The organism is Streptomyces sp. NPDC058274 (assembly GCF_042881375.1).
Classification (GTDB): domain Bacteria; phylum Actinomycetota; class Actinomycetes; order Streptomycetales; family Streptomycetaceae; genus Streptomyces.
This window is the reverse complement of record NZ_JBHVXW010000004.1, coordinates 477,615-497,298: the sequence shown is the minus strand read 5'-3', so window position 1 is coordinate 497,298 and position 19,684 is coordinate 477,615. Positions and strand designations below refer to the sequence as shown.

16 protein-coding genes are annotated in these 19,684 nt (G+C 72.9%); 6 read left to right on the top strand and 10 right to left on the bottom strand.

The window, feature by feature from the left end; genetic code table 11:
• The coding region (locus ACFVYF_RS12050) for a hypothetical protein (RefSeq protein ID WP_389454692.1) at positions 1-292 on the top strand (292 nt) is incomplete at its 5' end.
• A 23-nt stretch (positions 293-315) separates the two neighbouring features.
• On the opposite strand, the gene ACFVYF_RS12045 is transcribed toward ACFVYF_RS12050, so the two are convergent.
• The 7 genes from ACFVYF_RS12045 to ACFVYF_RS12015 form a co-directional block, all read right to left on the bottom strand.
• Positions 316-1,290 carry a cation diffusion facilitator family transporter gene (locus ACFVYF_RS12045; protein ID WP_389454689.1) on the bottom strand — a complete coding sequence of 325 codons (975 nt, stop codon included), beginning with the start codon at positions 1,288-1,290 and terminating at the stop codon, positions 316-318.
• A 118-nt stretch (positions 1,291-1,408) separates the two neighbouring features.
• Positions 1,409-2,560: a mannose-6-phosphate isomerase, class I gene (gene manA, locus ACFVYF_RS12040; RefSeq protein WP_389454686.1), complete on the bottom strand. Its 1,152-nt coding sequence runs from the start codon at positions 2,558-2,560 to the stop codon at positions 1,409-1,411.
• A 224-nt stretch (positions 2,561-2,784) separates the two neighbouring features.
• Positions 2,785-3,912, bottom strand: a complete 1,128-nt coding sequence (locus ACFVYF_RS12035; RefSeq protein WP_389454682.1) for an SIS domain-containing protein — start codon at positions 3,910-3,912, stop codon at positions 2,785-2,787.
• Between the two features lie 25 nt (positions 3,913-3,937).
• Positions 3,938-4,108: a Trm112 family protein gene (locus tag ACFVYF_RS12030; RefSeq protein ID WP_266699539.1), complete on the bottom strand. Its 171-nt coding sequence runs from the start codon at positions 4,106-4,108 to the stop codon at positions 3,938-3,940.
• A gap of 267 nt (positions 4,109-4,375) precedes the next feature.
• Positions 4,376-5,737 carry a phosphomannomutase/phosphoglucomutase gene (locus ACFVYF_RS12025; protein WP_389454679.1) on the bottom strand — a complete coding sequence of 454 codons (1,362 nt, stop codon included), beginning with the start codon at positions 5,735-5,737 and terminating at the stop codon, positions 4,376-4,378.
• 205 nt (positions 5,738-5,942) lie between these two features.
• Positions 5,943-7,559: an L-lactate permease gene (locus tag ACFVYF_RS12020; protein ID WP_389454676.1), complete on the bottom strand. Its 1,617-nt coding sequence runs from the start codon at positions 7,557-7,559 to the stop codon at positions 5,943-5,945.
• Between the two features lie 209 nt (positions 7,560-7,768).
• Positions 7,769-8,146, bottom strand: coding sequence for a DUF3499 domain-containing protein (locus ACFVYF_RS12015; RefSeq protein WP_383278232.1), 378 nt, complete (start codon positions 8,144-8,146; stop codon positions 7,769-7,771).
• Between the two features lie 450 nt (positions 8,147-8,596).
• Between ACFVYF_RS12015 and ACFVYF_RS12010 the strand changes: the two genes are divergently transcribed.
• The gene (locus tag ACFVYF_RS12010; protein ID WP_383278352.1) at positions 8,597-9,046 is read left to right on the top strand and encodes a metallopeptidase family protein; all 450 of its coding nucleotides are present in this window, start codon (positions 8,597-8,599) and stop codon (positions 9,044-9,046) included.
• 256 nt (positions 9,047-9,302) lie between these two features.
• Here ACFVYF_RS12010 and ACFVYF_RS12005 read toward each other — a convergent pair whose 3' ends face one another.
• The 3 genes from ACFVYF_RS12005 to ACFVYF_RS11995 form a co-directional block, all read right to left on the bottom strand.
• The gene (locus ACFVYF_RS12005) at positions 9,303-10,799 is read right to left on the bottom strand and encodes a DUF5719 family protein (RefSeq protein ID WP_389454672.1); all 1,497 of its coding nucleotides are present in this window, start codon (positions 10,797-10,799) and stop codon (positions 9,303-9,305) included.
• Entirely contained in the window at positions 10,796-14,434 is a 3,639-nt protein-coding gene (locus ACFVYF_RS12000) for a glycosyltransferase (RefSeq protein WP_389454669.1), read from the bottom strand. The genes ACFVYF_RS12005 and ACFVYF_RS12000 overlap by 4 nt, the downstream gene beginning before the upstream one ends.
• A 206-nt stretch (positions 14,435-14,640) precedes the next feature.
• Positions 14,641-14,904: a WhiB family transcriptional regulator gene (locus ACFVYF_RS11995; protein WP_003975777.1), complete on the bottom strand. Its 264-nt coding sequence runs from the start codon at positions 14,902-14,904 to the stop codon at positions 14,641-14,643.
• A 684-nt stretch (positions 14,905-15,588) separates the two neighbouring features.
• Between ACFVYF_RS11995 and ACFVYF_RS11990 the strand changes: the two genes are divergently transcribed.
• The 4 genes from ACFVYF_RS11990 to ACFVYF_RS11975 all read left to right on the top strand — a co-directional run bounded on the left by ACFVYF_RS11990 (position 15,589) and on the right by ACFVYF_RS11975 (position 19,510).
• On the top strand, positions 15,589-16,077 hold the full coding sequence (locus ACFVYF_RS11990; RefSeq protein ID WP_389454666.1) for a cysteine dioxygenase: 489 nt from the start codon (positions 15,589-15,591) through the stop codon (positions 16,075-16,077).
• A 42-nt stretch (positions 16,078-16,119) separates the two neighbouring features.
• Positions 16,120-17,079, top strand: a complete 960-nt coding sequence (cofD, locus tag ACFVYF_RS11985) for a 2-phospho-L-lactate transferase (protein WP_389454663.1) — start codon at positions 16,120-16,122, stop codon at positions 17,077-17,079.
• On the top strand, positions 17,076-18,404 hold the full coding sequence (locus ACFVYF_RS11980) for a coenzyme F420-0:L-glutamate ligase (protein WP_389454660.1): 1,329 nt from the start codon (positions 17,076-17,078) through the stop codon (positions 18,402-18,404). Before cofD ends, ACFVYF_RS11980 begins: the two co-directional genes overlap by 4 nt.
• 68 nt (positions 18,405-18,472) lie before the next feature.
• Positions 18,473-19,510 (top strand): DNA-3-methyladenine glycosylase family protein, encoded by a 1,038-nt coding sequence (locus tag ACFVYF_RS11975; protein ID WP_389454657.1) that lies wholly within the window; start codon positions 18,473-18,475, stop codon positions 19,508-19,510.
• Positions 19,511-19,684: the final 174 nt, after the last annotated feature.

The window sequence follows — 19,684 nt, the reverse complement described above, 5'->3', positions numbered from 1 at the left end:
GACCGGGCGGCGCCCCACGCCGTACGGCGCTCCATCCAGTCGCGGGATGGCGTGGGGCGACGGGCCCCGCGGCCGACAAGGCGCGGGGCCCGTCGCCGTGCGTCCGCCGAGGACAGCCGGCGTCCGCGCGGCCGCCGCCCTGCTCGGGCTCGTCCTGGCACGCACCGGGCTCGGCTTCCGCATACACCGGGCCCGGCTTCCGCATCGCGGCACCGGTGGTACGGCGGCGGAGGCGGGCAGCGCCTCCGCCGCCGTGGCCCGCCGTGGCCCGCCGTGGCCCGCCCAGGGGTGAAGCCCCGGCGCAGGCGGCGAAGGTCAGTGGCCCGTCTGTGCGGGTCCCCCGGGCGTCGCCTCCAGGTCGGGACCCTTGGCCGCCTCTGCCTCGCTGTAGATGTCCGGCTCCAGGTAGATGACGCGGGCGATCGGGACCGCTTCGCGGATGCGGGACTCGGCGGCGTTGATCGCCGAGGCGACCTCGGCAGCCGTGTCGTCGTGCTGGACGGCGATCTTCGCGGCGACCAGGAGCTCCTCCGGGCCGAGGTGCAGCGTGCGCATGTGGATGATGCCGGTGACGGTGTTGCCGTCGACGAGGGCGGTCTCGATCTTCTTGACCTCGTCGACGCCGGCGGACTCGCCGAGCAGCAGGGACTTGGTCTCGGCGGCGAGTACGAGCGCGATCAGGATGAGCAGGATGCCGATGCAGAGGGTGCCGATGCCGTCCCAGACGCCGTCGTCGGTGAGCAGGGCCAGGCCGACACCGCCGAGCGCGAGGACCAGACCGACCAGCGCGCCGAAGTCCTCCAGGAGGACGACCGGCAGCTCGGGGGCCTTGGCGCGGCGGATGAACTCCTTCCAGGAGTGGTCGCCACGCAGCGGGTTGGACTCCTTGATGGCCGTACGGAACGAGAAGCCCTCGGCGATGATCGCGAACACCAGGACGCCCACGGGCCAGTACCAGTTGTCCAGCTCGTGGGGGTGGCGGATCTTCTCGTAGCCCTCGTAGACGGCGAACATGCCGCCGACCGAGAAGAGGACGATGGAGACGAGGAAGGCGTAGATGTAGCGCTCGCGGCCGTAGCCGAACGGGTGTTGCGGGGTCGCCTCCCGCTGGGCCTTCTTGCCGCCGACCAGGAGCAGGGCCTGGTTACCGGAGTCGGCGAGCGAGTGCACGGACTCGGCGAGCATCGATGACGAACCGCTGAAGAGGAACGCCACGAACTTCGCTGCCGCGATCGCGAGGTTGGCGCCGAGTGCCGCCACGATCGCCTTGGTGCCGCCTGACGCGCTCATGTGTCCGGGGTGTCCCTTCGCCCTCTGTCAGTCACCGGGCCTTTGCCCGTCCTTTGCGATGGGCCATTCTTGCAGCCCGGTCCGACATCGGCGCGGCAGCCCGTCGCGCCGGCCCCGGTCAGACCACCACGGTGGCCCGGAAGATCGTGCCAGGCCCGGACACTTCGGCATGTTCCGCCGCCGGTACGAACACGGACTCGCCCGGGGACAGCGTGAATTCGCCTGCCTGGACGGTCCCGGCCGTGCACAACAGGATCTGCGGGGTGGCACGGGTGAGGTCCCGCGGAGCCGCACCCGCCGGGAGGGCGTACCGGGAGAGGCGGAACTCGTCGATGGGGGTCTCGTAGACCTCCTCGCCGTCCGGGGACGCCTCCGGCCGCAGCACTCCGGGGTCGCTCGCCTCGAAGCGGACGATGCGCAGGAGTTCGGGTACGTCGACGTGCTTGGGGGTCAGGCCGCAGCGCAGGACGTTGTCGCTGTTGGCCATGATCTCGACGCCGAGGCCGCTCAGGTAGGCGTGCGGGACTCCCGCGCCGAGGAACAGGGCTTCGCCGGGCTGGAGTTGGACGTGGTTGAGGAGCATCGCCGCGATGACGCCGGGGTCGCCCGGGTAGTGGTGGGCGATGCCGGCGTACGGCGTGTAGGCGCCGCCGAGGCGGGCGCAGGCGGCCGCGGTCTCGGTGACCGTGTGGGCCATCTCCTCGCGGTCGGCGGTGAGGACCGCCGTCAGCACCTCGCGCAGGGCGGCCTCTTCGGGATGCGCGTGCAGCAGGTCGACGTACGGCTTGAGGGAGTCGACGTCCAGGCCCGCCAGCAGGTCGGCGGCGGCACCGGGCGACCGGAAGCCGCAGAGGCCGTCGAACTCCGTGAGCGCGCAGATGAGTTCGGGCTTGTGGTTGGCGTCCTTGTAGTTGCGGTGGCCCGCGTCGATCGGGATGCCGCGGCGCTCCTCCTCCTCGTAACCCTCCTTCGCCTGCGCGAGGTCGGGGTGGACCTGGAGGGAGAGCGGCGCGACCGCGGCGAGGATCTTCAGCAGGAACGGCAGCCGGGGGCCGAACTTGGCGACGGCCGCCGGGCCGAGCTCCCGCTCGGGGGCCTGGTCGATCACCTGGTTGAGCGGGCCGCGCGCGGTGCCCGAGGGAGCTCCCGGGTGGGCGCCCATCCACATCTCGGCCTGTGGCTCACCGGTCGGCTCCACGCCGAGCAGTCGCGGGATGGCGGTGATCGAGCCCCAGGCGTAGGGGCGGACGGTGTTGTCGAGGCGGTCCATCGAGTGTTCTCTCCGTACGTACGCTGCTCAGCGGGCGCTGGTCGTCAGGCGCGGGCGGGGGCCGGGGGCTCGGCTGTCCGGGGCTCGGCTGTCCGGCTCGGTGGCCGCCCGGCCCGGGTCATGGCTGTCCGGCTCGGTCGCCGTCCGGCCCGGGTCATGGCTGTCCGGGCCTTGTCGCCGTCGTGTCCGGGCCGTGTCGGCCGAGCCGTCCGGCGTGGTCAAGATCAGGCCCCCGAAGCGAGCGCGAGGTAAACAGCGGCGAAATCGGTGATGGCGATCAGTTCGGCGAGGGTCTCCAGTTCGGGGCCCTCCTCCGGTTCGAGCTCGCTGATCGCGGTGTCGTGGCTGAGGGCCAGCTCGCGGGCGGCCGGGGCGGCGGTGAGGCCGCCGATGGGACGGTCGCGGAGCAGCACCACGCGCGCGTGCAGGACCTGCTGTTCCTCGACGCGGTCGCGGAAGAAGTCCTCGGGGTCGGCACCGGCGGCGAGCGCGCCGGAGAGCAGGACACTGTGCGAGGAGAGCGCCTCGGGGAGCTCGGCGGCGAGCGCGGGACGGCCGGCGAGCTCGGCGAGCGCTGCGACGAAGCGGCGCCCGGCGGGGCCGGCGGAGGCTCCCTCGGTCCAGATCACCGGAAGCGCCTCGGCGAGTTCCGAGGCCAGCGTCTTGGCGGGGTTGCTGTACGTCGCGATGGCGGGCCCGCAGCGTTCGGCGACCTGGTCGAGGCGGTCGGCGACCTTCTGCAGGCCGTCGGGCGGCGCGGAGAGCAGACCTGCGCGGTCGAGGATCGCGAGCAGCGGGGTGAGCAGCGCCCACAGGACGCCGGGGGCGGACGCGGCGGCGGGCTGGTCCGCCTCGTACGGGGCCGTGGCCATCGGCACGAACAGGCCGTGCGCGCCGTCGACGGCCTCGGCGATCGGGGTGCCTGCGGGGGCCACGGCGACGACGCTGCTGCCGCGGCGGTAGGCCTGTTCGACCAGGAGTCCGAGGCCTGGTTCGGTGCCGTCGGGGGTGGCGACGAGGACGAGGTCCACCGGGCCCGCCCAGCCGGGCAGTTCCCAGCGCAGGGCGCCTGCGGCGGGGGCCACGCCGGTGGGGTGCAGCCGGGTCACGGGGCAGCCGGCGCCGGCGAGGGTGCCGAGCAGGTCGGCCACGCCCGCGGACGCGATGCCGGGTCCCGCGATCAGGACGGCGCGCGGACGGCCGTCGGGCTTCAGCTCGTTGACGCCGGCTTCGGCGGCGAGCCGGACGGCGGTGCGGACCCGGGCGCCGGCCTCGGCGGCGCCGCGGAGCAGGCCCCGGCGGTCCGCCTCGGACAGTGCGTCAGGGGTGTCGAGGAGCGATTCGTCGAGCATGGGCGGCAGCCTCCGGTCCTCGTCGTTACGCGGGGCGGCGGGCCTCGTCGACGAGGAGTACGGGGATGCCGTCCCGGACAGGGTAGGCGAGGCCGCAGTCCTGACCGGTGCAGACCAGCTCGCTCTCCTGCTCCTTGAGCGGGGCGTGGCAGGCCGGGCAGGCGAGGATCTCCAGGAGGCCGGCTTCGAGCGGCATGGGGTGTCCTTCCGAACAGGTGGATGCGGCCTGGTCAGGGTACCGCCGTGGGCCCGGGGGTGCCCCGGCCGGCAGGACGGTCGCCCGGGGCGCCGGGCGACCACCTGCACGTGTGGCCGTCTGCCCGTCAGGGCGTCAGGGCGTCAGGGCGTCAGGGCGTCAGGGCGTCAGGGCGTCAGGCCGAGGAGCAGGCCCGGTGCCCGCAGGTGGGCCGGCACCCAAGGGCCCGGCGCTCGCGGACCGGCGCCCACGGCGGCGTACGACGCCTCAGCCCCTGATGATCTCCAGCACCTCGTCCCGTACCTTCGCCACCGTCGCCTCGTCCCGCGCCTCCGCGTTCAGGCGCAGCAGGGGCTCCGTGTTGGACGGGCGGACGTTGAACCACCAGTCGGCGGCGGTGACGGTCAGTCCGTCGAGCTCGTCCAGGGTGACGCCCTCGCGGCCCTCGTACGCGGTCTTGATGGCAGCGAGACGGGCCGTCTGGTCGTCGACCGTGGAGTTGATCTCGCCGGAGCCCGCGTAGCGGTCGTACTGGGCGACGAGTCCGGAGAGCGGGCCGTCCTGGCCGCCGAGCGCGGCGAGGACGTGCAGCGCGGCGAGCATGCCCGTGTCCGCGTTCCAGAAGTCGCGGAAGTAGTAGTGCGCCGAGTGCTCGCCGCCGAAGATGGCGCCGGTCTTGGCCATCTGCTCCTTGATGAAGGAGTGGCCCACGCGCGTGCGGACCGGCTTGCCGCCGTTCTCCCGGACGACCTCCGGCACCGACCAGGAGGTGATGAGGTTGTGGATCACCGTGCCGCCGCCGTGCTTGGCGAGTTCGCGGGCGGCGACCAGGGCGGTGATCGCGGACGGGGAGACGGGGTCGCCGTGCTCGTCGACGACGAAGCAGCGGTCCGCGTCGCCGTCGAAGGCGATGCCGAGGTCGGCGCTCTCCTGGCGGACGCGCTTCTGGAGGTCGACGATGTTCTTCGCGTCGAGCGGGTTGGCCTCGTGGTTCGGGAACGTGCCGTCCAGCTCGAAGTACATCGGGACGAGCTCGAGGGGCAGGCCGGCGAAGACGGTCGGCACGGTGTGCCCGCCCATTCCGTTGCCCGCGTCGACGACGACCTTCAGGGGGCGGATGGAGGTCAGGTCGACGAGACCGCGGAGGTACGCCGCGTAGTCCTCCAACGTGTCACGCTGGGTGATCGTGCCCGGTGTGGCGTCCGACTTCGGGGCGCCCGAGTCGACCCAGGACTCGACGAGTTCGCGGATCTCGGAGAGGCCCGTGTCCTGACCGACGGGTGAGGCGCCCGCCCGGCACATCTTGATGCCGTTGTACTGGGCGGGGTTGTGGGACGCCGTGAACATGGCGCCCGGCAGGTCGAACGCGCCCGACGCGTAGTACAGCTGGTCGGTCGAGCAGAGGCCGATCTCGGTGACGTCGACACCGCGCGCCGCCGCCCCGCGCGCGAAGGCACGCGACAGGCCCGGGGACGAGGGCCGCATGTCGTGACCGATCACGATCGCGTCGGCATCGGTCACCTGGGCGAAGGCCGCCCCGAACAGCTCGGCCAGCGTCTCGTCCCACTGGTCCGGGACCACCCCCCGGACGTCGTACGCCTTCACGAGCTGTGACAGATCAGCAGCCACGGCCAACCCTCCTGGAGTTCTCGGCAGTGAACCCAAACTACCCGCACGAACCGACAATCGGCTGTGAAGGAGCTGAGCGGGCACACACCGTTTGACCTGAGGTTCAGGACGACACGCCCTCAGAACCGGACCCACGTGACCGGAACCGCGCGCCTCCGGGCTCACGGCCCACCTCACCCACTCACGGGCTCCCCTGCTCCCCGGCTCACGGCAGCATCCAGTCCAGGACCGGTGAGCTCTGCGCCATCACGATCAGACACATGACCAGCAGCAGCCCGATGCTCCAGGGCAGCACCTTGCGCAGCAGGTCGCCCTCGCGCCCCGCGAGTCCGACCGCCGCGCACGCGATCGTCAGGTTCTGCGGCGAGATCATCTTCCCGAGGACACCGCCGGAGCTGTTGGCGGCGGCGAGCAGTTCGGGCGAGAGTCCGGATTCCCGTGCCGCGCTGACCTGGAGGGCACCGAAGAGCGCGTTGGCCGAGGTGTCGGAGCCGGAGACGGCGACCCCGAACCACCCCAGGACCGGTGACAGGAAGGCGAGTCCCGCGCCGGCCGCCGCCACGAAGTGACCGATCGTGGCCGCCTGTCCGGACAGGTTCATGACGTAGGCGAGCGCCAGCACGGACGTCACGGTGAGGATGGCGAACCTCAACTCGTACACGGTGGCGGCCCACTCCTTGACCGCCACGCGCGCGTGCACCCCGAGAACGGCCGCCGTCAGCAGCCCCGCCAGCAGCACGAGCGTGCCGCCCGTCGACACGATCGGCCAGGTGAAGACGTTCCCGCCGACCGGCTTCCCGTCCGGGCCGACGACGTTCAGGAACGGCCAGTCGAAGACCCGGGTCGCCTTGGCGAGCCAGTCTTTGACCACCGGGATCTGCGCGACCGAGAAGATCACGATGATCAGGACGTACGGGGCGTAGGCGCGGACGACTTCGGGGCGCGGGTCGTCCTCGTCCAGGTCCTCGCTGCGTACGCCGGTCAGGACCGCGACCCGTACGGGCTCGGCGGCGGGCCTGCGCGCCTGCGGTACGGCGACCAGGGCGGCCGCGCCCGCCAAGGAGGCGCCGATGTCCGCGAGTTGCGCGGAGACGTAGTTGGACGCGGCGAACTGGGCGGCGGCGAAGGCGATTCCGCACACCAGGGCGGGCACCCAGGTCTCGCGCAGTCCGCGCCGCCCGTCGACCAGGAAGACGAGCACCAGGGGGACGGCGAGAGCGAGCAGCGGGGTCTGCCGGCCCACTACGGAGGCGACGGAATCCAGGGACAGACCGGTCACTTGGGCCAGCGTGACCACGGGAGTGCCCATGGCGCCGAAGGCGACCGGCGCGGTGTTGGCGACCAGCGCGACGACCGCGGCGCGCACCGGGTCGAAGCCGAGCGCCACGAGCATGACCGAGCAGATCGCCACGGGCGCACCGAAGCCCGCGAGGGCCTCCAGGAGCGCGCCGAAGCAGAAGGCGATCACGAGCGCCTGGATGCGCGGGTCGTCGGACAACTGCCCGAACGAGCGACGCAGGATGTCGAAGTGCCGGGTCCGGACCGTCATCCGGTACACCCAGAGGGCGTTGACGACGATCCACAGGATCGGGAACAGGCCGAAGACGGCTCCCTGAGCCGCACTGGAGAGCGTCTGGCCGACCGGCATGCCGTAGGCGAGCCAGGCGACCAGAGCCGCCGCCAGCAGGCCGATGAGCCCGGCGAGATGCGCCTTCATCCGGATGCCGCCCAGCAGGACGAGGACGATGACGAGGGGCAGGGTCGCGACGAGCGCGGACAGGCCGAGCGAGCCGGCGACGGGTTCCAGTTCCTGGACGTACACGGGCGCCTCCCCGGATTCCGCACAGCGGAAAGCGATTTCTCACGGGCGACGGAATGGTCGGGTCCACGACAGGGTCACGTCAATGGCTGTGCAGGGGTGATCGCAATCGGCACGCGGGGTGCGGGGTGCGGGGTGCGGACGGAAGGGGCCCAGTTGCCCGAGATGACAGCTCGGGGGCGTCAGTTGCCCGAGACGACAGCTCAGGGACGTCAGTTGTCCGGGGAGCGCAGTACCCGCAGATGACCGCGGCGCGCGACCTCCATGGGGTCCGCCGTACGCGGGTTGGCGCCGCCGGCCTCCGCCGTGCGCTGCTGCGGGCGGGCCGCCTCGCGGACCGCGTTGGCGAGCGCTTCGAGGTCGTCGCCGCTGGGGCGCGAGGGAGCCGAGCCGTCGGAGAGCCGGACGACCTCCCAGCCACGAGGGGCGGTGAGGCGCGCGGAGTGCTCGGCGCACAGGTCGTAGCAGTGGGGTTCGGCGTAGGTGGCGAGCGGGCCGAGGACCGCGGTCGAGTCGGCGTAGACGTACGTCAGCGTCGCGACGGCGGGACGGCCGCAAGCGGTTCGCGAACAGCGACGTACAGGGCTCACGACGTTGGACGGTACCGCACTCTTGAGCGGGCCGCGACGACTCTCCCCCGGGTCACTCCACCGTGTCGTGCTGTGAGACCGCTCACGCGCACATCCGAACAGGCGCCGCTGAGCTGGGAGTACGCCCACCGACCCGATCTTGAACGGACCTGAATTCGATCACCACTCGGCGCAAACCCCGTCAATTGCCATGAGATCAACGGTCTTGGAGGGCTACGGAAACGAGCCCAACCTTGGCCGGAATGGTCATCGAGCGACATGAGGTGCGGTGCACGGGCGATGTCCCCCCACGGCGGAGAACACAGCGGCGACGGACCTCCCGGCACGGCACCAGGGGCGCTTCCCGGCGCGGCACCGTGAGTACCTCCCGGTGGCCGCTCCCCCGCCGTCCCCGGGCGGCAGCGTGGGGGCCGGGCGCGTAGTCCCCGCGGGGACTACGCTTCGTCAGTGATGGACAACCCCGTACCGCCCCGCGCCGCAGCACCCGGGCCCCGCCGCCGCGACCGCCACGGCAGGGGCATGCGCGGCCCCGTCGCGCCCCCTCAGGTCCCGCTGGCCGCGAGCCGCGCCGAGGTCTTCGCCGACCTGGTGCAGGACTCCGTGGAGCGTCTGGAGCGGCGCTGGCCGCAGCTCTCCGAGATCGACTTCCTGGTCCTGGAGGTGCCCCGCATCGACGCCCCCGGCGAGACCTGGAACGACGAGGCGGTCCCCCTGGGGGGCACGATCCCGGCGCACGAGGACCGCCCCGCGCGCGTGGTCGTCTACCGGCGCCCGGTCGAGATCCGCACCAAGAACCGCGACGAGCGCGCGGCCCTGGTGCACGAGGTCGTCGTGGAACAGGTGGCGGAGATCCTCGGGCTGACCCCGGAGACGGTGGACCCTCGGTACGGCGAGGACTGAGGGTCGCGGGTAGGGCGAGGGGCGCCGGCACGGCGAGGACAGAGGATCGCGGGTACGGCGAGGACCGAGGATCGCGGGTACGGCGAGGGGCGCGGGCACGGCGAGGACCGAGGATCGCGGGTACGGCGGCACGAGCCGCTCCCCGCGACGGGCCGTCCGCCTGGTCACCTGTGAGGCCGTCCCAGTCACCCGTGGGGCCGTCTTCACCCCGCCGAGGCCGGGTGGGTCACGCGCGCCGACCCACCCGACGCGATCGCTACTTCTGCAGCACCGACAGATCCTGCTCGGCCCTCGGCACCGCCACCGTCCCGCGGTCGTCCGGAAGGGTCTGCACCGTGAAGGCGGGCACGCCCTCGATCGTCTCGGCCAGCGTCCGCGAGGCGTAGACGGAGCCTCCGGAGACCGGCTCCACCGTCAGCGCGTACGTGCCCTTGAGGCCGGCGGGGACGGGCGCGGCCACGTTCTGTGTCGTACCGCCCTTGATCGTGTACGTCTTCGTCACCGCCGTACCGCCCTCGCTGCCCGCCGATGCCGTGACCTTGACCTCGGCGGTACGGCCCGGGGCGGTCAGGGCGAGCGTGCTGCCCTTGGAGCGGTTGTCGGCGACCGTCGCGCGCGTGCCGATCGCGGCGGTGGCCGGGATGAACGCCGTCTCCTGCTTGTCGCCCTTGCCGCGCACCACCCGCAGCGCGGCCACGACCGGCACCGGGGTGTCGGTGGGCGTGAGCACCAGGGAGCCGGCCTCCCCGCGGGTGACGTCGCCGAGGTCGACGGCGGCGGTCATGCCGGCCTTGACGTGCAGCGTCTCGTTCCCGGCCGGGGTGATCGGCCCGGACGGTGAGGCGAGGCGCACCTTCAGGTCGGCGTCGCTGTCTCCGGGCGCGAAGGCGACCAGACGCACCGACGTGGCGTCCTTGGGGATGCCCGGCAGGACGAGTCCGGCCGCCGGGTCGGTGGCGGCCTGCAGCCAGTCGCCGCCGAGCTTGTCGTCGAGGGCCTGCACCGCGGCGGCCACCCGCCCGCTGCGGACACTCACGTGCACGGTCAGGTTGGTCTGCGACTCGTCGCTGAGCGTGGACAGCAGGATCGCCTCGCTGGAGTGCGGCTGGACCGTGATGCCCTCCCCCACCGTGGACTTGAGGGCGCCGTCCTTGCCGTACAGCTCGATGTCGACGACGGCTGCCGAGTCGTCGGGGTTGGTCAAGTGCGCATAGTCCGTACGGTCGTCGGAGGTGCTGGCGCCCGGGAACCAGAACTCCGTGTCCGGAGCGGTGCAGTTGGCGCCGAGCAGCCCGCGGCCGGTGCCCGCGGCGACCTCGGTGGTCTCCTGGACGGTCCAGCCGGGGGCGAACCTGCCCTCCGCGGTGCCGACGAGCGCGGGCGCGTCGGCACCCGAAGTCGCGCCGGTGACCGGCTTGCCGGGCTCCTTGGGCGTCAGGACCGGCTTGTCGGCCTTCTTCTTGCCCGTGCCGCTCTTGGCGCCGTCCGCCGACTTCCCCGTCGCCGACTGGAGTTGGGCCGTACCGCTGCTGTCGGTGCCCTTCGAGACGGGCGTGAAGGACGTGTACGCCGTCTCCGCGAGGTCGGAGGTGCTGGGCTGCGGGCAGAGCAGGCTGGTGCGCTCCACGGGCAGTTGAGCGGCCGCTTTCGCCGTGTCGCCGCCGGAGGCGTCGGGCGCGGTGAGCGCGGCGAATCCGGTGACGGCGGCGAGCGCGGCGGTGCCGGCGATCAGGGACAGGGTCGTGCGGTTCACTGCTGGCTCCCGTCGGGGCGCTCACTGTCGGTGCCATGGGGCGGCTGCGGCGGCACGGGGGGCTGCTCCGGGTCGTACGGCATCTCGTAACCCTGGTGGTACGTCTGGTCGTACGGCGTCGTGCCCCCGTACGCGTAGGGGTCGTACTGGCCGCCCTGGTAGGGGTCCGCCTGGTACGGCTGCTCGTACGTGCCCGCCGGGTACTGCTGGGTGTTCTGGTACTGCTCGCCCCCGTAGGTGCCGTACTCGGCGCCCGCGTAACTCGCCGTGTCCCATTCGCCGTACGCCTGCTGCTGCGGGACGGCGGCGGCCGGGACCTCCTCGGCGGGAGGCGGGAAGGCGGGGTCGTCCGGGTCGGTGAGCTCGGCCTCGGCCTGGGCGCGCAGCCGGCGCGCGCGCCGGCCCTCGCCGGTGACCTCCTGCGCGGGCACGACCGGTTCCTCGGGGAGGTCGTCGTCGACATCGCGGCGCCGGCCCGGCAGGGCGAGCACCACGAGGACGACGGCGAGGGGGCCCTGCACCCACAGCCAGGCGGTGTGCCCGACCGGGTCGTCGAAGGCGACGTCCAGCTTTCCGCCGGCCGCGGGCAGTTCGAAGCCCTGCGCCCAGCCGTCGACCGTGGTGCGGGTGAGCGGCTGCCCGTCCAGGGTGGCCGTCCAGCCCTCGTCGGCCGAGTCGGCGATGCGCAGCACGCGGCCCGCGGCGCCCGCGGGGACGGTCGTGTGCAGTTCGACGGGTCCGGCGGCGACGGCCTGGGGCTCACCGGACTTGGTGACGATGGCGGCCCGGGAGACCTGCCGGTCCACGCGCCACAGGGCGCTGCCGTCCGCCTGGCTGAGCCGGCTCAGGCCCGGCGTGGCGTCCAGGACCCGGCTGACTTCGCGGGGCGCGCCCTTGCGGACCAGGACGTAGCGCACGGCGAAGCCGCCGAGCTGGTCGGCCTGGTCGGCGCCGGAGCCGGCCACGAGGTTGGCGACGACCTTGTCGAGCTTCTGGTTCTCGCCGCCCGCCGCGGCGAGTTCGGCGTCGCCGAGCCGGGCGCCGGAGCCGCGGACGAGGGTGTAGCCCACGCGGGCCGTGGTGTCGCTGTCGAGGACGAGGGTGCGGGCCTGGTCGCGGGTGCCGCTCTCCTCGGCGACGAACGCCGGCACCTGCACCGGGTCGCGCCGCTCCACGGGTCCGTCGGCGCCGCCGATCATCCAGCCCGCGGCGACGAGCAGCGGACCGGCGGCCGCGCTGAACGCGATGAGCGCGGCCACCGGCTGACGCCAGCCGAAGCTCTGCTCGGCCACACGCGCGCGTGCCCCGTCGGCACCGACCGCGGCCGCGGCCAGCAGGGCGAGGCCGTAGACGAGGGTGGCGGGACCGGCCCAGGCGGAGCTGTTCGACAGCGCGGCGAAGACGAGGGCGACCAGGGCGACGGCCCAGGCGCCCCACACCGCCCGCTGCCGCTCGCCGCGCAGCAGGGCGGCCAGCGCGGCCAGCACGATGCCGATGAGCATCAGCCCGCTGACCGTGCCGGGACCGCCCGGGCTGGCGCCGAGCAGATCGAGCGAGGAGGCCGCGCTGTCGCCGTACTCGAGGCCGGCTTCCCTGAAGAAGCCGAACGGAAGGAGCGTCAGCGACCAGGGGGCGAGGATCAGCAGCGGCGTGCCGAGCTGGGCCAGGAAGCGGGGGCCGTAGGCGGTGATCTCGCCGCGGCGCACGGCGAGGAGGGCGATTCCGAGGACCAGCGCGAGCGGCCACACGATCGGCGTGAAGGCGGTCGTGAAGGTCAGCAGGAGTGCGTACGCCCAGGTGGCACGCCAACTGCCGCGCGCACCCGAGGAGTGCGCGAGGCCGCTGGCCGCGACGCCCGCGCGCGCGATGAGCGGGAGCAGGATCGCGAGGACCGCGGTGCCGATCCGGCCGCCGGCGAGAGCGCCGGTGGCGGCGGGCAGGAAGGCGTACGCGACGGAGGCCCAGGCGCGCAGCAGTCGCGACTCGGCGAGGGGCCGCGAAGCGAAGTACGCCGCGAAGCCGGCCAGCGGCACGGAGCAGACGAGGAGCACGGTGACCGCGAGCCCGGTGGAGCCGAACAAGAGGCTCGACAGCATGGCGACGAGTGCGAGATACGGCGGCGCGGACTGCGTACCGCCTGCGCCCACCGGATGCCAGCCGTCCAGATACCGCGACCAGAGCTCGGAGGAGTCGGCGGGCGCGGGCAGCAGCGCGCCGCCGGCCAGCGCGCCACCGCCGAGCAGCGCGCGGCAGGCGATGAGCGAGACGAACAGCAGGACCACGAAGAGCACCGGGCCGGGCTTGCGGGCGACGCGCTTGAGCCGGGCGAACTGTTCGACCTCCAGGAAGTCGGCGTCGTCGCCGCCGGGTCCGGACTCGACCGCGCCGCCGTGCCGTCCGGCGCCGGCGGTGACCTCGGGGTCGGAGCGGCCGACGAGACTGCCCGCGGCCTGTTCGACGGTGGCCCGGACAGTGGCTCCGGGCGGCGGGAACAGCGCGCGCAGCTCCCCCTTGTCGACCTGCGGACGGCCGCGCCTGCGCCGGCCCGCGATGATCCGTTCGGGCCTCAGCAGGGTCCCCAGGAGGCCGCGGATCTCGTCGACGGCCTGTCCGGGGACCTTGCCGACCAGATACGCGACCGTGCGCACCAGGGTGCCGAGCACGAGCCGGATCAGGATCCAGGGCAGCTGTGCCGTACGCGCGTTGACGAGGAGGGTGTAGGCGGCGCCCGCTTTGTCGACCTTGTGCGGGGAGGCGGAGGTGCGGCCCACGCAGTCGACGGTGCGGCGCTCGCGGGAGGCGGCCTCGGCGTGCCGGACGACCGCCTCGGGGGCGACGAGGACGCGGTGTCCGGCGGCCTGGGCGCGCCAGCACAGGTCCACGTCGTCACGCATCAGGGGCAGCCGCCGGTCGAAACCGCCGAGCTCCTCGAAGACATCGCGCCGGATCAGCATGCCGGCGGTGGACACGGACAGCACGGGGTGGACGTGGTCGTGCTGGCCCTGGTCCTGCTCGCGGCGGTCCAGGCCGGTCCAGCGGCGCCCGGAGTTGGCGATGGTGACGCCTACTTCCAGGAGCTGCCGGCGGTCGTACCAGCCGCGGAGCTTGGGGCCGACGACGGCGACTTCCCTGCCGAGCTCCTGTTCGTTCTCCACGACGCGCAGCAGCTGGGCCAGGGCGTCGGGGTCGGGGGCGCTGTCGTCGTGCAGCAGCCAGAGCCACTGCTCGGGCTCGCCGTGCGGGAACTCCGGCAGGTCGTAGGCGTCGTCGCGCCAGGTGCGGGTGACGGGGTCCCACCCGCTGGGGCGCTTCAGATACGGCAGGTCGTCCGGGGTGAGCACGCCCGCGTTGCGGGAGGCCTCTTCCACGGCCTGGCCGAAGCCGGTCCGGCGGGCGAGGTGCAGCACTCGCTCGGCGCCGAGCGCGTCGGTGAGGAGCTGGGCGGAGTCGTCCGCGCTGCCGGTGTCGGCCGCCATCGCGTTCTGTACGGGGCGCTCCTGGCCGAGCAGGCCGGCGAGCGCCTCGGGCAGCCAGCGGGCGCCGTCGTGGGAGACGAGCACCGCGGTCACCACGTGGCGCGGGAACTCAGGAGTGGCAGCGTCGTGTTGGGCTGCCGGATGGCTGTGCACGGACATCGAGGTACAGGCCCCGGTTCGATGGACTGCGGTGGACGTCTGTGTCCGGCGGGGACAGCGGGACGTCTCGGACGAGGGCCCACACTAACGGCTGAGCAGCACAGCGGCCCGCCGCCTGTGGACAACCCACACGCGACGGGCCGGTCTGACGTCTCGGAACGGATCGGTACCCGGAGCCGTCGGCACTCAGGAACGGCGCCGTCCGGTCAGACGGCGGCCTTCTTCAGACGTCGGCGCTCCCTTTCGGACAGACCGCCCCAGATGCCGAACCGCTCGTCATTGGCGAGCGCGTATTCAAGGCACTCGGAGCGGACCTCACAGGCGAGGCAGACCTTCTTGGCCTCGCGGGTGGAGCCGCCCTTCTCGGGAAAGAAGGACTCGGGGTCGGTCTGGGCGCACAGCGCGCGCTCCTGCCAGCCGAGTTCCTCGTCCGCGTCGTCGACCAGCAGTTGCTGCACCAGCTCGGTCATGTGCGCCCCTCGTCTGTCTTTCGCGTCCCCGTGATGCTGCCGTTACCGATTTCGGCTGAACGACACGAGTGAAATTACAAGTGTGCCGATCCGGGCCAGTCAAGCCGAGATCTGCTATTGGGCCCCTTATTCACTCTGCGGAACCAAGGCTATGCGGAAAGTGTTCAAATCGGCATAAACCCAGACAGCCGCAGGACCCAGGCGGGGCGCCCGATCCCTCGAAGGGAGAGACGCCCAGGAGTTCGATCTCGTTCCGACACGTACGACGAAGCGAACCGGATCACATATGGATCACGGGATCGCGGCGAGGTTTGCGCGCCCGGTTGTGCGCCATGTGTCCGGGGAGCCTCCTGAACAAACCTTTCGCCTGCGAGTTGAACCGGATGAGGTGAAACATCTCCCACATGGCGGACGTGAAGTTGACAGTCGAGGTGTGAACCGATGTGCTTGTGGGCATGCTCGCGAACTTGGCGCCCGCCTCGACCCGCACCGCCGGGTCACACGGCGCTGCCCGGGCTCGCTGTTGCTGTTGCTGTCCCAGCTGTTGAGCCGTACCGCGCTCCGGCTGCCTCGCCCCACCGAGGCGACATCCCGCCCGCACCAGGGCGGCCCCTCCCGCCCGTGATCCGGTCGGAACCCGTCTGCGACACCCCAGCACTCTCCCGCCGAGGAACCACCGCACCCATGAACAGCGACAGCGACCTCCAGATCGCCGGGGACATCCTCGAAGTCCCGCACCTGCTCCAGCCGCCGCGCGAACATCCCACCACGGTGGCCGAGTTCGTCGGTCTCGCCCGCTCCATCGCCGCCGACCGCTCCCAGTGGGAGCACCTCGTCCAGTACGACGCGACCTCGCGCTGGTACCACCGGCTGCAGACCGGGCCGGGTTACGAGGTGTGGCTGCTCTCCTGGGTGCCCGGGCAGGGCAGCGGACTGCACGACCACGGCCGCTCCTCCGGCGTACTGACGGTGCTGGACGGCGCGCTGACCGAGCGCACCGAGCGCGGCACGCGCGCGTTGCGCGCCGGAGCACAGCGGGTCTTCGCGCCGGGATACGTCCACGAGGTCGTCAACGACGCGCTCGAACCGGCCGCCAGCCTGCACGTGTACTACCCCGGGCTCACCGAGATGCCCATGCACGCCGCCCGGTGCGCGGTCGCCGAGGTCTCGTAACCGGCTGACACGTTGTCGTAGCCGCCTGCAAGACTGAACCCCATGCGCATTGTGGTTCTGGCAGGCGGCATCGGTGGTGCCCGGTTCCTGCGCGGTCTTCAGCAGGCCGTGCCGGACGCGGACATCACGGTCATCGGCAACACCGGGGACGACATCCACCTCTTCGGGCTGAAGGTCTGCCCGGACCTCGACACGGTGATGTACACGCTCGGCGGCGGTATCAACGAGGAGCAGGGCTGGGGGCGGGCCGAGGAGACCTTCCACCTCAAGGAGGAGCTGGCGGCGTACGGGGTCGGGCCCGAGTGGTTCGGGCTCGGCGACCGCGACTTCGCCACCCACATCGTGCGGACGCAGATGCTCGGGGCCGGCTATCCGCTCAGCGCCGTCACCGAGGCGCTGTGCGACCGGTGGAAGCCGGGCGTCCGGCTGATCCCCATGTCCGACGACCGCATCGAGACGCATGTCGCCGTCGAGATCGACGGCGAGCGCAAGGCGATCCACTTCCAGGAGTACTGGGTGCGGCTGCGGGCCTCCGTCGAGGCGCAGGCCGTGGTGCCGGTCGGAGCCGAGCAGGCCAAGCCCGCGCCGGGAGTCCTCGAAGCCATCGCCGAGGCGGATGTCGTGCTCTTCCCGCCGTCCAACCCCGTGGTGTCCGTCGGCACGATCCTCGCGGTGCCCGGCATCCGGGAGGCGATCGCCGACGCGGGCGTCCCGGTGGTCGGCCTCTCCCCCATCGTCGGGGACGCGCCCGTGCGCGGGATGGCCGACAAGGTGCTGGCCGCGGTGGGCGTCGAGTCGAACGCGGCGGCGGTCGCCGAGCACTACGGCTCGGGGCTCCTGGACGGCTGGCTCGTCGACACGGTGGACGCCTCCGTGGTCGAGCGGGTGGAGTCGGCGGGCATCCGCTGCCGGGCCGTACCACTGATGATGTCCGGTCTCGAAGCCACGGCGCAGATGGCGCGTGAGGCGCTGACGCTGGCGGAGGAGGTGCGGGGCGTTTGAGCGACGACCTGTCCACGCGCGCGGGGGCGGCCCCGGGCTACCGGGTGTGGGCCCTGACCGGTCTCCCGGAGGTGCAGCCCGGCGACGACCTCGCCAAGCTCATCGCCGCGGCCGAACCGGATCTGGCCGACGGGGACGTGCTCCTCGTCACCTCGAAGATCGTCTCCAAGGCGGAGGGCCGGGTGATCGAGGCGGCCGACCGTGAGGCGGCCATCGACGCCGAGACCGTACGCGTGGTGGCACGGCGCGGCGCCCTGCGCATCGTCGAGAACCGGCAGGGGCTCGTGATGGCCGCCGCCGGCGTCGACGCCTCCAACACACCGGCCGGGACCGTACTGCTGCTGCCCGAGGACCCCGACGCGTCCGCGCGCGCCCTGCGGGACGGGTTGCGGGACGTGCTGGGTGCCGACGTCGGCGTGGTCGTCACCGACACCTTCGGGCGGCCGTGGCGGACCGGGCTCACCGATGTCGCCATCGGGGCCGCGGGCGTACAGGTGCTCGACGATCTGCGCGGGGGCACGGACGCGTACGGCAATCCGCTCAGCGCCACCGTCGTCGCCACGGCCGACGAGCTCGCCGCCGCGGGCGACCTGGTGAAGGGCAAGGCCGCCGGGCTGCCCGTCGCCGTCGTGCGCGGGCTGGCGCATGTGGTGGCCGAGGACGGCGGGGAAGGAGCGCGGGCGATGGTGCGCGGCGCGCGCGACGACATGTTCCGGCTCGGTACGTCGGAGGCCGTGCGCGAGGCGGTGACCCAGCGGCGCACGGTGCGGGCCTTCACCGACGAGCCGGTCGACCCGGGTGCGGTCCGGCGTGCGGTGGCCGCTGCGGTGACCGCCCCGGCGCCGCACCACACCACCCCCTGGCGGTTCGTGCTCCTGGAGTCCGAGGAGTCCAGGACCCGGCTGCTCGACGCCATGCGGGACGCGTGGATCGCGGATCTGCGCCGGGACGGGAAGTCGCAGGAGTCGATCGCCAAGCGCGTGAGGCGCGGCGATGTGCTGCGCGCGGCGCCCTACCTGGCGGTGCCCTGCCTGGTGACGGACGGCTCCCACACGTACGGGGACCCGCGCCGGGACGCGGCCGAGCGGGAGATGTTCGTGGTCGCCGCCGGCGCCGGGGTGCAGAACTTCCTGGTGGCGCTCGCCGGTGAGCGGCTCGGCTCGGCGTGGGTGTCGTCGACGATGTTCTGCCGGGATGTCGTACGCGAGGTGCTGGGGCTGCCCGACGGGTGGGACCCCATGGGCGCCGTCGCCGTCGGGCACGCGGCCGAGGAGCCGAAGGCGCGGCCCCCGCGGGACGCCGCCGACTTCATCGAGGTGCGCTGAGTCACCCGGCTCAGACCTCAGGACCGCCTACTCTCGTAGGGCACCCCGAGCCCCCTAGGACCCCATCCGTGGCTGGACGTTTCGCTCCCCGGCCGACGCGTACGACCGTGCGCGGCGGGCATGTCGCCGTGCCCGGAGGCGTGCCGGAAGGTGCGCCGAGGGGTGTGCCCGGAGGTGTGCCACGGCCTGCGGTCGCGCCCGGGCGGCGGCGGACCTGGGTGCCCGAGGGCCCGCTCGACCTCGGACTCGTGCTCGGACCGCTGCGCCGGGGGCCGGGCGACCCGACCTTCCGTACGACGCCGGACGGGTCCGTGTGGCGGGCCAGCCGTACACCCGCCGGGCCCGGAACGCTGCGGGTCGCGGCGCGGGGCGGGGCCGTCGAGGCGACGGCGTGGGGGCCCGGGGCCGAGTGGCTGCTGGAGCAACTCCCGGCGCTGCTCGGGGCGCTGGACGACCCGAGCGCCTTCGCACCACGGCACCGGCTGGTGGCGGTGGCGCAGCACCGGCGCCCCGGACTGCGGCTGACCCGGACCGGCCTGGTCCTGGAGTCCCTGATTCCGTCGATCCTCGAACAGAAGGTCACCACGGACGAGGCGTACCGGGCCTGGCGCTTGCTCGTACGGAAGTTCGGGGAGCCGGCGCCGGGTCCCGTGGACGGGCGGATGCATGTCATGCCGGCTCCGCGGACCTGGGCGCTGATTCCCTCCTGGGAGTGGCACCGGGCCGGGGTCGACAACAAGCGGGCGTCGACGATCCTGCGGGCGGTGCGGGTGGCTCCGCGGCTGGAGGAGGCCGTCGCCTTCGACCCCGTGCGGGCTCAGGCCCGGCTGGAGCTGGTGTCCGGGATCGGGCCCTGGACCTCCGCCGAGGTCGTGCAGCGCAGTCATGGGGCCGCGGATTCGGTGACGGTCGGAGACGTGCACCTGCCCGGGATCGTCGGGTACTCGCTGGCGGGCGACCGCGATGCGGACGACGCGGTGATGCTGGCGCTGCTGGAGCCGTATGCCGGGCAGCGGCATCGGGCGGCGCGGTTCATTCTGCTGGGTGGGCGTACGCCGCCGCGGCGGGTGCCGAAGATGCCTCGATGGGACATCGGGCGGCTCTAGCCGGGAGCGGTGGCCGGCCCCGGCGCCCCTGCGGAAGCCAGTGCGGAAGCCAGTGCGGTTTTCGCCCCCTCCGCCCCTGCCCGTCCCGTGTCCGGGGGCTCCGCCCCCAGACCCCCGTATCGCGCTGCGCGCTCGTCCTCAAACGCCGGACGGGCTGAAACCCAGCCCCTCCGG

Bases quoted from the DNA above. Each gene is read 5' to 3' on its own strand.
- ACFVYF_RS12045 (WP_389454689.1), bottom strand. From the start codon at position 1,290: ATGAGCGCGTCAGGCGGCACCAAGGCGATCGTGGCGGCACTCGGCGCC.
- manA (WP_389454686.1), bottom strand. From the start codon at position 2,560: ATGGACCGCCTCGACAACACCGTCCGCCCCTACGCCTGGGGCTCGATC.
- ACFVYF_RS12035 (WP_389454682.1), bottom strand. From the start codon at position 3,912: ATGCTCGACGAATCGCTCCTCGACACCCCTGACGCACTGTCCGAGGCG.
- ACFVYF_RS12030 (WP_266699539.1), bottom strand. From the start codon at position 4,108: ATGCCGCTCGAAGCCGGCCTCCTGGAGATCCTCGCCTGCCCGGCCTGC.
- ACFVYF_RS12010 (WP_383278352.1), top strand. From the start codon at position 8,597: ATGGACAACCCCGTACCGCCCCGCGCCGCAGCACCCGGGCCCCGCCGC.
- ACFVYF_RS12000 (WP_389454669.1), bottom strand. From the start codon at position 14,434: ATGTCCGTGCACAGCCATCCGGCAGCCCAACACGACGCTGCCACTCCT.
- ACFVYF_RS11995 (WP_003975777.1), bottom strand. From the start codon at position 14,904: ATGACCGAGCTGGTGCAGCAACTGCTGGTCGACGACGCGGACGAGGAA.
- ACFVYF_RS11990 (WP_389454666.1), top strand. From the start codon at position 15,589: ATGAACAGCGACAGCGACCTCCAGATCGCCGGGGACATCCTCGAAGTC.
- cofD (WP_389454663.1), top strand. From the start codon at position 16,120: ATGCGCATTGTGGTTCTGGCAGGCGGCATCGGTGGTGCCCGGTTCCTG.